The following is an 11,886-nucleotide window of genomic DNA, read 5'->3' as shown; positions in this document are numbered from 1 at the left end:
GGGAAGTCAATGGCGAATACATTTTCACTCATCCTTGTGATTGTTACTTTGGTAACAGGTATTGTCTGGGTGCTAGAAAAGCTGGTCTTTGCAAAGAAACGCCAAGCGAAAGTGGCGGAAGTCGAAGCGCAAACCAATGGTTTAGATGCCGCTGTTCTTGAAAAAGTGAAGACTCAACCGTGGTGGATTGAAAATAGTGTTTCTATTTTCCCAGTGATTGCGGCTGTACTCGTATTGCGCTCTTTTATCTACGAACCGTTTCAAATTCCATCAGGCTCTATGATGCCAACACTGCTGGTGGGTGACTTCATCTTGGTAGAGAAGTACGCTTACGGTCTGAAAGACCCAGTGTGGCGTACACAGCTAGTTGAAACAGGTAAACCTGAGCGTGGTGATACTGTGGTATTTAAGTATCCACCTCAGCCAAGTATCGATTACATTAAGCGTGTCGTCGGTCTGCCGGGTGATACGGTTCGCTACAACAGCAAAAAAGAAGTCTGTATTCAGTCTCCTGGCGAAAACGTATGTAAGCCAGTGAAACTATCGAATGTAGAAGAAAGCCAGTTTATCCAAAATGGTATCCCTCTGATTCAGTTGGATGAGCAATTAAGTGAAACTGGACACCAAATCTTGGTGAATCCGCTACGTCGTGACCGCGTTGAATTGTATCAACCGCGCAATGGCGTTAATGAGTGGGTTGTACCAGAAGGTCAGTACTTTGTGATGGGTGATAACCGTGACAACAGCGCTGACAGTCGCTACTGGGGCTTTGTTCCGGAAGCAAACCTTGTAGGTAAGGCTGTCGCTATTTGGATTAGCTTCGAGTTTGAGCGTAGCGAAGATAGCGTATTGCCTTCATGGATTCCAACTGGTGTGCGTTTTAACCGCATCGGTGGTATTCACTAATTAATCTATATCGAGAGAGCATGAATTCTCCTACACCAAAACTAGAGAAGAAGCTCGGCTATCAGTTTAATGATGCTGAGCTAATCAGTTTAGCGCTGACACACCGCAGCGCTAATGGAAAACATAATGAGCGTCTTGAGTTTCTGGGCGATTCAATTTTAAGTTTTGTCATTGCTGATGATCTTTATCACCGTTTCCCTAAGGTTAACGAAGGGGACATGAGCCGTATGCGCGCGACACTTGTTCGTGGTAATACGCTTGCTGAACTAGGTCGCGAATTCGAACTAGGAGATCACTTAAAATTAGGTCCAGGTGAATTAAAAAGTGGCGGTTTCCGCCGTGATTCAATTCTTGCCGACGCTGTGGAAGCCATCATTGGTGCTATCTACTTAGACAGCGACATTGAAGTGGTTCGTGGCATTATTCTTAGCTGGTACAAGACGCGCCTTGATGCAATCAAGCCGGGTGTATCACAGAAAGACCCGAAAACTCGCCTTCAAGAGTTCCTTCAAGGTCGAAGAAAGCCGCTACCTGCTTACACAGTGACTAATATTAAAGGTGAAGCACATAACCAAGAGTTTACGGTTTCGTGCGAAGTGGCAGGTATTGGACAACCTGTTATTGGTAAAGGCACCAGCCGCCGCAAGGCAGAACAAGCGGCTGCTGAATTAGCACTAGAGCAATTAACCAATGACTGATTCAACGGATAACAACGAATTTGATATTGATGCGTTTTTCTCATCAGGTGGCGAACAGGCTACCTCACCAGAAAATCAGCATTGTGGTTTTGTCGCGATCGTTGGTCGCCCTAACGTCGGTAAATCGACGCTTCTAAACCGTATTTTAGGTCAGAAGATTTCGATCACCTCACGTAAGCCTCAGACAACTCGTCACCGTATTATGGGTGTTGATACTGAAGGCGATTACCAAGCGATTTACGTCGATACTCCTGGTCTTCACATCGAAGAGAAGCGTGCGATTAACCGTTTGATGAACCGTGCGGCAAACTCATCGCTAAGTGATGTAAACCTAGTTTTCTTCCTCGTGGATGGTACACACTGGACTGCTGATGATGAGATGGTTCTGACTAAACTGCAGAAATCTAACTTCCCAGTGGTATTGTGTGTCAACAAGGTAGATGTTGTCCAAGACCGCAACGACGTCATGATGCATATGCAAGAAATGTCGAGCAAAATGGACTTTGTTGATGTTGTGCCAATTTCGGCTAAACACGGTAAAAACATCGACGTTTTGCGTAAGCATGTGCGCGAGCACTTACCTAAAGCGACGCATCATTTCCCAGAAGAGTATGTGACAGACCGCTCTCAACGCTTTATGGCATCAGAGATCGTACGTGAGAAGCTGATGCGTTTCACCGGTGAAGAACTGCCTTACTCAGTAACGGTTGAGATCGAACGTTTTGACTACAACCCAGACACAGATGGCTTCCACATCAATGCACTGATTCTTGTTGAACGTAATGGTCAGAAGAAGATGGTGATTGGCAAGGGCGGCGAGAAGATCAAGACGATTGGTCGTGAAGCACGCCTAGATATGGAAGAGCTGTTTGGCCGTAAGGTTTACTTAGAAACTTGGGTTAAAGTGAAATCAGGTTGGGCAGACGATGAGCGTGCACTGCGCTCTCTTGGCTATATCGACGATCTATAAGGTTTGCGAGGCTCGTGCTTCGCTCCGAATAAGACGAAATAAGGAGCCCTATGGCTCCTTATTTTTTATGTAACATTAGTTTGGCAATCTCTATGTCCTCTGAAGGCTTACAGCGCTGTTTTGTTTTACACCGCCGCCCTTACAGCGAATCGAGCTTAATTCTCGACGTGTTTAGTGAGGAGTATGGCCGTGTCACTTTGATGTCGAAAGGTGCCCGCAGTAAACGTTCCAACCTCAAAGGTGCACTTCAGCCTTTTACCCCGTTATTACTCAAGTGGTCGGGGAATGGTTCGATGAAAACCTTGCGCCAAGCAGAGCCAATTAGCTTAGGTTTACCGTTAACGGGCATTAACCTCTATTCAGGGATGTACGTTAATGAATTGATTGGCCGAGTATTGATGGCGGAAGTGGCGATGCCAGCCCTGTTTCATGACTATTTGCACGCGCTAACAGAGTTAGCTCAAGCTGATAACCCTGAGCCTGCGCTGAGACGTTTTGAACTCGCTTTGCTATCGGCAATGGGCTATGGGGTGGACTTTCTCCACTGCGCGGGTAGTGGTGAACCGATTGATCCGGGAATGACTTATCGTTACCGAGAGCAGAAAGGCTTTATCGCATCAGTACGTCATGACAATTTAACCTTTAGAGGCGATGAACTGATCGCCATTAGTGAACGTAGATTTACCACAAAAGAACAACTCAAAGCGGCAAAACGCTTTACACGTATAGCATTAAAGCCGTATCTTGGCGGCAAACCATTAAAAAGCAGGGAATTGTTTATGTCGATGATTCCCCGAGCACGGAGTATTGGAAAATGAGCTCAATCTACCTAGGTGTAAATATCGACCACATTGCAACGCTACGTAACGCGCGTGGTACTAAGTATCCTGATCCTGTACATGCAGCAGAAATTGCTGAGCGAGCAGGTGCTGATGGTATTACTATTCACCTGCGTGAAGACCGTCGTCATATTGTTGATCGTGATGTTCGCATCCTGCGTGAGACGCTACAAACGCGTATGAACCTAGAAATGGCCGTTACCGATGAAATGGTCGAGATTGCGCTTAAGACCAAACCAGAATACGTATGTCTTGTGCCTGAGAAGCGTGAAGAACTGACGACGGAAGGCGGTCTTGATGTTGCAGGTCACCTAGAAAAAGTCAAAGCGGCGACTCAAACTCTGTCAGAAGCAGGCATTAAAGTGTCGCTATTTATTGATGCAGATCGTGAGCAAATTGACGCAGCAAAAGCATGTGGTGCACCATTTGTTGAACTTCACACTGGTCATTACGCAGATGCAGAAACCGAAGAAGATCAGCAAGATGAGCTGAAAAAGATCGCTGCCGGCGCAAGTTACGCAGCAGATCTTGGCATCACTGTAAATGCAGGTCATGGCCTGACTTACCACAACGTGGCCCCAATTGCGGCGATTCCAGAAATCTTTGAGCTAAACATTGGCCACTCGATCATGGGCCGTGCGGTGTTTGACGGCTTGAATAAAGCGGTGGCAGATATGAAAGCCATTATGGTTGAAGCGCGCAAGTAAACGTTATGGCGATTGTCGGTTTAGGAACAGACATTGCTGAGATTGAGCGAGTCGAAAAGGCACTTGCTCGATCTGGTGAAGCATTTGCAAAGCGCATTTTAACAGACGTTGAGTTTGAGACGTTTTCTAGCTTGAAGCAGCAAGGACGTTTTTTAGCCAAACGATTTGCCGCCAAAGAAGCCGCGTCAAAAGCACTGGGCACAGGCATTGCGCTTGGCGTCACCTTCCACGATTTTACGGTTGTCAATGATGAGCTTGGTGCACCTAAGTTGAGCTTGTCCCATAAAGCACTTGAGCTTGCCGAGCAGAGAGGGGTGACCAATATACATCTCTCCATTTCCGATGAACGGCATTATGCAATGGCAACGGTCATACTCGAAAACTAACTGATAAATGAAAGCGACCTTAGGTCGCTTTTTTATTTTCAGCATATTCCCTCCTTAGTGCATTTTTTTGCTAATAATTTATAAGGGTTAGAAAAAACATTACTAGCAAAATACCTCATGTTTAGTGCTTACAGCTCTGTTGCTAAGGATTACTCAATATGGATACAAAACCACCGATAGTGGTAACAGTGGCTCTGACTGTAAGCTTGTTAGGCTTTAGTTTTCATACAATGGCTGTCGATTGGTCAGTGTCCGGCTTTGGTACATTAGGTTATGCGTATGAAGGTGAAGACCAACTAGCCTATCGCCGCGACATTACTCAAACTGCAGACATTGACGACAATGGTTCATGGTTAACCGACTCTAATTTTGGTCTACAGCTAGATGGTAGCTTTAATCATCAATGGTCATTTACCACGCAATGGTTACTCGACAACAGTACTAAACACGACCTCGATGAGCTAACCGAGTTGGCATTTATTCGCTATGTGCCAAACGAGCATTGGAACTTCCTAGTCGGTAGGGTCGGGGTAAGCGCATATGCGGCGGCAGACAGTCGGTATATCGATTATGGCCACTTGTGGGTGCGGCCATCTCAAGAGTTGTATGGTGGTATTGTCTTTGACTCACTTGATGGCGTTGGGGTGAGTTACTTATCCAACAATCCTGCATTTAATTGGTCACTGAAATTTGAGTATGGGAGTAACGACCAGGGAGGAGAAATCCCGCAAACAAACGATGACTACACTGCTGAGCTTAAAGAGGTCTTAAGTGCATCTTTTGAAGTGATGCAAGGCAATTGGAAATGGCAAGCCTCATACGCTAATGTCGGCTCTCTATCGATTAAGCAAGGCGCATCAATTCAAGCACTCCAAAGTCAACTACAACAGCTTTCAATGCTGGGTATTCCGGGAGTAAGTGAGGAAGCGGCCCTAGCGTATAACGCGATGACACTTGATAATCAAACTGTTGAGTATTATCAGCTGGCGATGCTTTATTTTGATGGTCTGTGGACGATACAAACGGAATTGTTTCAGATTGACGCCGATAAATCTTCCATCCCCCAAGGTCGTGGAGGCTATGCCTTAGTTGGTTATAGCCTTGATAACATTACGCCTTATGTCATGTATGGGCAGTTTAGTCCTACTTACTCCTATTATTCTAGCCGTTTAGATTGGGGGGCAGTAAACCCTGCATTTTCTCTACTTCAGACGGGTGCCAATGTTGGTATCAATTCTGTTCGTATTGATCAAAGCACCTATTCATTAGGCGTTCGTTGGGATGTACTTCCTCAGTTAGCACTGAAAGCTCAGGTCGATTACATTGACATTAATGAGTTTGGATATGGTTTGTGGGCATCGGATCCTTCTGTGTTAGGCAGTGGGCGGGATGCACAAGTTTATTCCATAAATCTAAACTTTATATTTTAGGAGGCGATATGAGAACGTATCTAAGCCTTCTACTACTCTTGTTTACTCCATACTCAGTTGCGGGGTTGTTTGTTGTTGTCAGTGAACAAAGTCAAATCAATCGATTTGAAGTCGATGATATTGCGGATGTTTATCTAGGACGTACTAAAGTATTAGATAGCCTATATATAAACCAAGTCATCGATCGTAAGGGTGAGGTGAGACGACGATTTTTCATGAGCGTAACCCAGATGAGAGAGAGCCAAGTGAACGCCTATTGGGCCAAGCTTAAATTCTCTGGCAGCATGCGAGCACCCGAGCAAGTCGAGTCTGATTCGCGCGTATTTGAGAAGCTGTTAGCAAACCCTCAGGCGGTCGGTTACACCGCCGAGCGCCCTGCTATTGATTCAGGAATTAAGGTGGTTTTAGAGATTAATGAGTAAGCCGAGATTGAGGTCATTATCGAATAGGATGCTAAAAATCGTATCCGTTTTAGCGCTGTGTTACTTAAGCATTGTGCTTATCGTGATGATCCCGATTGGTCTTCAGAATGCAGACCAAAGGCATAACGAACTTGAACGCAAACTTGTCTTGTCGCTCTCTAACTCCGCGGCGATAGCGGTCTACGTCAATAATAGTGAGATTGCCAATGAAGTGATTACCGCGTTATTACTTCATAAAGAGATCGATGCGGTTCTTATTACCGGAAAGGATGGGGTTTCTTTTTCTTCAAATCGCACCTTGCTCGATGAAGAGACCCTTTGGCAAACCGCCAACCAATACCCCTTGTATTCTCCATCAAATAGGGAACTGATCGGAACGTTATATATCCACAACAATGAACAAGCGCTACAGAGTTCAGCGTTAGAGCAAGCCTTGAATCAGGTATTGTTTGTTGTGATTCAGTTTTTAGTTACCGTGGTCGCTTTAATTATTGTCTTTGAAAGAATTATCGGGAGACCGTTAACCCTATTGTCTCGAACCTTATACTCGATCACGCCAGGAAAGGTTGAAACCATCGCTATTGACCAAGCCAATCGAGAGAATGAGCTAGGAGTGGTGGTTCATAGTGTCAATTCGTTTATTGAAAGCTCACGCCAAGCTATTGAAAGAGAAAGGGAACTACGTGCTCAAATTGAACACTGGGAACAGTATTATCGCAACCTTGCCGAGCAAGATATCCTCACTGGATTGAAGAATCGTCTAGGTTGTGAAAAGTATGTTCAAAGGGCGATCAAATCAAGTCAATATATCGCTCTGATTCTGGTTGATTTAGATGGATTCAAACAAGTTAATGATACTTACGGACATGCAGCGGGGGATATGATTTTGGTTCAAATCGCCCGTCGATTTTCCAAGTTACTGTCAAAGAATAATCTTCCAGGTGTGGTTGGAAGAATTGGTGGGGATGAGTTTGTTATTTATTTAGTCTTAGAACAGCAAGATGATCTTATGCTTGCAGATGTTGCCACCCAAGTGATTCAATTTGCCAACGAACCGTCTCTTTATAATCAACAAGAAATCTCTGTAGGATGCAGTGTTGGTATTGCAATTGCTCCCTCGTGTCAGTTTGAAATTGAGCAGTTAGTGCACGAAGCGGATCAGGCCATGTATTCAGTCAAGCAGTCACAAAAAAACAGCTTTCATTTCTACCAGCCTGATACGCTCCAATAGTGTCTACTTTTCTAAGTAGGGTTGTGCGCTTGCAACAACCTTTTCCATCTCGTCTTGAAGCTCGAATAGCTCAGGTTCGATATCTTCAATACTTGCCCCAGAACGTAACTCTTTTTCAATGGTGGCACAGACATTCTTCAGGCGAGGAACACCACAGTATGAGCTGCTACCATGCAGTTTATGTACGTGGTGGATAAGCTGCTGAGTATCAAAATGGTCATCTTCCAGCGCGCCTTCTACGATCGCGCTGACCTCTGGAATATAGTCAACCAGCATTTGCAGCATATCTTGAGCAAGATCTTCCTTATTGGCGGACTGTTTAAGTGCGGCTTGCCAATCAATGATCATATTAGAGTGACTCTCTTGAGCAGAGGTTTCCTCATGATGTTCAATCACGACACCGCTACTAGACAAGTCTAACTTCTCTAAATCTTGTTCGGTCGTGTGCGGGTTCCAGTGCATCAAGACTTGCTGCAGTACATGCTCTTCAATTGGTTTGGTGAGGTAATCATCCATCCCCGCGGACAATAAGCGGTCGCGTTCACCACTCATTGCGTGAGCGGTCACCGCAATGACAGGCGTATTGCTGTTCAGCTCGGTTTGTTTTATTTGGCTACAAGCTGTCACACCATCCATATGCGGCATCTGAATATCCATCAAGATAATATCGAAGTGTTGAACTTCGGCTTGTTTGACTGCATCAAGACCATTGGTGCAAGTCACAACGCTATCAACCCTCTCGTGTAGCAGTGCACTAATCAGTTTCAAGTTTGCTGGGTTATCGTCCACGGCCATAACTGTTAACGGTAGAGTTTCGTTGCTTGGAGAAGGGCGCTCAAGCAACGGCACACTCTCTTGGTTAGCCGCAAGGGTTTGCAGTAGTCTTCTGCGTGACAGCGGCTTAGTAATACAGTGGATATGATATTTCTGAATCAAGTGATCAGAGAGCGCTAACGCTGTACTTGGCGTGCCGACGACCACATGGGAAGCACACCTCATCGCATGCTCAACCCATATTTGAACCGTTTCAACATCGTTCTCTCTATTTGGTGATAAGTTGAGCAGCACATAGTCGTAGCTTTCTGACTCATCAGGCAGAGAGGATCTATAAGTAACGATAAGGCCTTCTTGTACCAAGGTCTGCTGAATAACCGACGCGGCTTGCATGTTTGGCTCAACGAGAAGTAGAGAGCGCTGTTGCAGAACTTGCGTTTCAATGAGATCACTCACTGGCATATCAGTAGAAGATAGACGCAGGGTAAACCAGAATGTCGAACCTTGGTGGAGGCGACTGGTTAGGCTGATTTCCCCACCCATCTGACTGACCAACTTCTGGGTGATAACCAGACCAAGGCCAGTACCGCCATAGCGACGTGAGATACTAGCATCAGCCTGACTAAAGGCTTGGAAGAGCTGAGATTGCTGACGCTCGGAAATACCAATACCCGTATCTCTGACCATAAATTGTAGCTCGACCGAATCTTCTTTCTGCGAGCGTAGCTCGACACTGATATCGATATTGCCGCGCTCAGTAAATTTAATCGAGTTGCCGACTAGGTTGGTGAGAACCTGCTGAATACGCAGTGGGTCTCCCACTAAGCCTGCTGGGACCTTAGGATCAATTTTTAGCGTAAGCTCGAGTCCTTTCTCATGGGCGCTGGTAGCTTGTAGGTTGACCACCTCTTCTAATGAGGCTTGGAAATCAAACGGAATGTTTTCTAGTGCTAACTTACCGGCCTCTAGCTTAGAAAAGTCGAGAATGTCGTTGATGATATTGAGTAAATTGTTGGCCGAGTTTTCAATGGTCTGGAGGTAATCCGTTTGGCTGTTGGTCAGGGTGGTTTTAAGCATCTGACGGGTAAAGCCAATCACACCATTGAGTGGTGTACGCAACTCATGAGACATATTCGCTAAGAATTCAGACTTCACTCGAGCGGCTTCTTGAGCGCGTTTTTTGGCAATGTCGAGCTCAACGTTTTGAATTTCGAGCTGCTCAAGTGTCTCACGTAAATCAGAGGTGGCTTGGTCGATACTATGCTGCATCTCAACATGGTACTCCGACAGAGAGACCGCCATCGAGTTGATACCATTTTTCAGAGAATCGAGTTCGCCGTGCATTTTGCCTTCAATTCGCACATCCAAGTGACCTCGGCGAATTCGGTCAACCATGTTTTTCATATGGGAAATTGGGCGTGTTACATCATGCATTAAGCGATGAGCAAAGACTGCCGATAGCCCTAAACCGATGAGGAGCACAAGGAAAGCGGAAAATATCTCTTGGTATTGCTGTAGTCGCAGTGACGATAGATCCAGCTCTACCGCAATGTAACCTAAGGCCGGATTGTTGCTTTGACCTTTGATTGTTGCCACCAATCCTGACTCGGCGATGACAGGTGCACGTAAGATCAAGGTATTTTCTTGCAGCACTGAGCTCACTAGAAGCGGAATTGGCTCATCTCTTGGGAACGTCAATAACTCAAAGTTAGGGTGGAAGTTCGAGGTAACAAACAATTCGTGATTATAGTCGAAGACGGCAATACTCCGCACAAACTTGGAGTTTTTACGATGTGCGTAGCTGATGATACGACGAACCGATTCTCGGCTATTATTTTTAAGGCCTTCTTCGCTGGCAATTGCCAACGGCTCAATGATACTGAGTCCAGAGTTCATTACCTGCTTTTCAAGATCATGGTAGCGATTGAACGAGAAAAAAGCACTCAGGAGCAGTCCGATAATTAGTGTTGGCGCTAAGGTAAGTGTAATAACGCGGGCACGTAAGCCATATCTTGTCATTATTGTCTAAACATCGTGGTGTGGATATGGGAAAATAACTTCCAAAATAAAAGAAGCCGTCGAAATACTAAGCATAATCAACTCAGTCGGCTCAGACAATGATTCAGGTACAAAAGGTGGAACCTGAACCGTAATTCGAGCAATTAAAATAGGCACATAGCATGGCGCGTTTTTTCCAACCAAAGAAGAAAACTCAACTTAATACTAAGCATCAATCTTTGACGATTGAGAAGTTGGATCACCATGGTGCGGGTATCGCTTACCAAAACAAAAAGCCGATCTTCATTGAAGGGGCATTACCTGGTGAGCAAGTGCTAGCTCAGTTGACGGAAAGCAAAAGTAAATTTGCCCGAGCGAGTTTAATTAAAATTCAAAAGCCAAGTGAGCAACGAATTGAGCCATTTTGTCCACATTATCATGAGTGTGGAGGCTGTAATATGCAGCATTTAGCTATAGAACCTCAACAAGAACACAAACAACAAACGCTTGGCCAACTCATGAGTAAGTTTGCTGGTCAGCGTATCAAATTAGAAGCACCAGTGGTTGGTGATTCAAAAGGCTACCGCCGCCGTGCGCGAGTGAGCCTGAAACTGAATAAGAAAACTCGCCAGTTAGAATTTGGTTTTCGTAAAAAACAGAGCAAAGATATTGTCACAGTGACGCACTGCCCAGTATTGGATCGCGATCTTGATGCTTTGCTTGCACCACTACATCAATTGCTGAGTGAGTTTTCCAACCAAGAAAGCCTTGGTCATGTGGAGTTAGTGAAAGGGGACAACACCAAGGTGATTGTTCTACGCCACTTGAAAGCGTTGCAAGAGAGCGAACAGCAGGGCCTTGAAACGTTGGCAAAACAACATAACGCGACGCTCTACTTAATGCCGGAAAGTGATCAACTTAACCGTGTTGTGGGTGAGTCTGCCAACTATAGCGAAGCGGGCGTGACGATTCCTTTTGAACCAAATAATTTTATTCAGGTCAATCAGAAGGTAAATCAGTCAATGGTGGCGCAAGCGCTAGACTGGTTAGAGCTTGATGAGCACGACTGTGTGCTTGATCTCTTTTGTGGCCTAGGTAACTTCAGTTTGCCGATGGCGCAGAAAGTGAAGCAGGTGATTGGCGTTGAGGGGGTCGATGCCATGGTCGATAAAGCCCAGGACAATGCCACAGTGAACGGTATCAGCAATGCTGCTTTTCATCAGGCGAACTTAGAGCAAGATTTCTCTGGTCAGCTTTGGGCGCAGGAAAAATTTGATAAAATTCTCCTCGACCCAGCACGAGCTGGAGCAAGTGGCATCATTGAACACATTTCTCAGTTGGGGGCATCCAGAGTTGTGTACGTGTCATGTAATCCTGCTACCCTAGCAAGGGATTCACAAAGCTTGCTCAATCAAGGCTATAAGTTACAAAAATTAGGTATGCTCGATATGTTTCCGCATACCAGTCATTTAGAATCAATGGCGCTATTTGTAAAGGATTAAGCGAACTTGCTGCGGACATGGAA

11 protein-coding genes are annotated in these 11,886 nt (G+C 45.4%); 10 read left to right on the top strand and 1 reads right to left on the bottom strand.

The genetic code is table 11. From position 1 onward, the window contains the following. The first annotated feature begins 9 nt into the window (after positions 1 to 9). The 9 genes from lepB (at position 10) to VIA_RS20060 (ending at position 7,589) form a co-directional block, all read left to right on the top strand. A complete protein-coding gene (gene lepB, locus VIA_RS20100; RefSeq protein WP_004415614.1) occupies positions 10 to 906 on the top strand; it encodes a signal peptidase I in 897 nt (298 codons plus the stop codon). A gap of 20 nt (positions 907 to 926) precedes the next feature. After that, the gene (gene rnc, locus VIA_RS20095; RefSeq protein WP_004415613.1) at positions 927 to 1,604 is read left to right on the top strand and encodes a ribonuclease III; all 678 of its coding nucleotides are present in this window, start codon (positions 927 to 929) and stop codon (positions 1,602 to 1,604) included. Next, positions 1,597 to 2,574: a GTPase Era gene (era, locus tag VIA_RS20090; RefSeq protein WP_004415611.1), complete on the top strand. Its 978-nt coding sequence runs from the start codon at positions 1,597 to 1,599 to the stop codon at positions 2,572 to 2,574. The genes rnc and era overlap by 8 nt, the downstream gene beginning before the upstream one ends. Positions 2,575 to 2,666: 92 nt before the next feature. Then, entirely contained in the window at positions 2,667 to 3,392 is a 726-nt protein-coding gene (recO, locus tag VIA_RS20085; protein ID WP_038211178.1) for a DNA repair protein RecO, read from the top strand. After that, on the top strand, positions 3,389 to 4,120 hold the full coding sequence (gene pdxJ / locus VIA_RS20080; RefSeq protein ID WP_004415606.1) for a pyridoxine 5'-phosphate synthase: 732 nt from the start codon (positions 3,389 to 3,391) through the stop codon (positions 4,118 to 4,120). Before recO ends, pdxJ begins: the two co-directional genes overlap by 4 nt. 5 nt (positions 4,121 to 4,125) lie before the next feature. Further along, a complete protein-coding gene (gene acpS / locus VIA_RS20075; RefSeq protein ID WP_004415604.1) occupies positions 4,126 to 4,506 on the top strand; it encodes a holo-ACP synthase in 381 nt (126 codons plus the stop codon). A 158-nt stretch (positions 4,507 to 4,664) separates the two neighbouring features. Continuing rightward, positions 4,665 to 5,936, top strand: a complete 1,272-nt coding sequence (locus VIA_RS20070) for a hypothetical protein (protein ID WP_004415602.1) — start codon at positions 4,665 to 4,667, stop codon at positions 5,934 to 5,936. An 8-nt stretch (positions 5,937 to 5,944) separates the two neighbouring features. Beyond that, positions 5,945 to 6,358: a hypothetical protein gene (locus VIA_RS20065; RefSeq protein ID WP_004415600.1), complete on the top strand. Its 414-nt coding sequence runs from the start codon at positions 5,945 to 5,947 to the stop codon at positions 6,356 to 6,358. A gap of 28 nt (positions 6,359 to 6,386) precedes the next feature. Continuing rightward, entirely contained in the window at positions 6,387 to 7,589 is a 1,203-nt protein-coding gene (locus tag VIA_RS20060; protein WP_004417359.1) for a GGDEF domain-containing protein, read from the top strand. Positions 7,590 to 7,592: 3 nt separating this feature from the next. Here the strand turns inward: VIA_RS20060 and barA are convergent, their stop codons facing one another. Next, positions 7,593 to 10,382: a two-component sensor histidine kinase BarA gene (barA, locus tag VIA_RS20055; RefSeq protein ID WP_004415597.1), complete on the bottom strand. Its 2,790-nt coding sequence runs from the start codon at positions 10,380 to 10,382 to the stop codon at positions 7,593 to 7,595. A gap of 161 nt (positions 10,383 to 10,543) precedes the next feature. Here barA and rlmD point away from each other — a divergent pair, with 161 nt between their 5' ends. Then, positions 10,544 to 11,863, top strand: a complete 1,320-nt coding sequence (gene rlmD / locus VIA_RS20050) for a 23S rRNA (uracil(1939)-C(5))-methyltransferase RlmD (RefSeq protein WP_004415595.1) — start codon at positions 10,544 to 10,546, stop codon at positions 11,861 to 11,863. The last annotated feature ends 23 nt before the right edge of the window (positions 11,864 to 11,886 follow it).

The organism is Vibrio orientalis CIP 102891 = ATCC 33934, from assembly GCF_000176235.1.
Lineage (GTDB): Bacteria > Pseudomonadota > Gammaproteobacteria > Enterobacterales > Vibrionaceae > Vibrio > Vibrio orientalis.
Note: the sequence above shows the minus strand (reverse complement) of the source record. Positions and strands in the feature narration are given on the sequence as shown.

What these genes read in the sequence shown, in the direction of transcription:
- pdxJ (WP_004415606.1), top strand. Translation starts at nt 3,389, where the DNA reads ATGAGCTCAATCTACCTAGGTGTAAATATCGACCACATTGCAACGCTA.
- era (WP_004415611.1), top strand. Translation starts at nt 1,597, where the DNA reads ATGACTGATTCAACGGATAACAACGAATTTGATATTGATGCGTTTTTC.
- VIA_RS20060 (WP_004417359.1), top strand. Translation starts at nt 6,387, where the DNA reads ATGCTAAAAATCGTATCCGTTTTAGCGCTGTGTTACTTAAGCATTGTG.
- VIA_RS20065 (WP_004415600.1), top strand. Translation starts at nt 5,945, where the DNA reads ATGAGAACGTATCTAAGCCTTCTACTACTCTTGTTTACTCCATACTCA.
- rnc (WP_004415613.1), top strand. Translation starts at nt 927, where the DNA reads ATGAATTCTCCTACACCAAAACTAGAGAAGAAGCTCGGCTATCAGTTT.
- barA (WP_004415597.1), bottom strand. Translation starts at nt 10,382, where the DNA reads ATGACAAGATATGGCTTACGTGCCCGCGTTATTACACTTACCTTAGCG.
- recO (WP_038211178.1), top strand. Translation starts at nt 2,667, where the DNA reads ATGTCCTCTGAAGGCTTACAGCGCTGTTTTGTTTTACACCGCCGCCCT.
- VIA_RS20070 (WP_004415602.1), top strand. Translation starts at nt 4,665, where the DNA reads ATGGATACAAAACCACCGATAGTGGTAACAGTGGCTCTGACTGTAAGC.
- acpS (WP_004415604.1), top strand. Translation starts at nt 4,126, where the DNA reads ATGGCGATTGTCGGTTTAGGAACAGACATTGCTGAGATTGAGCGAGTC.
- rlmD (WP_004415595.1), top strand. Translation starts at nt 10,544, where the DNA reads ATGGCGCGTTTTTTCCAACCAAAGAAGAAAACTCAACTTAATACTAAG.
- lepB (WP_004415614.1), top strand. Translation starts at nt 10, where the DNA reads ATGGCGAATACATTTTCACTCATCCTTGTGATTGTTACTTTGGTAACA.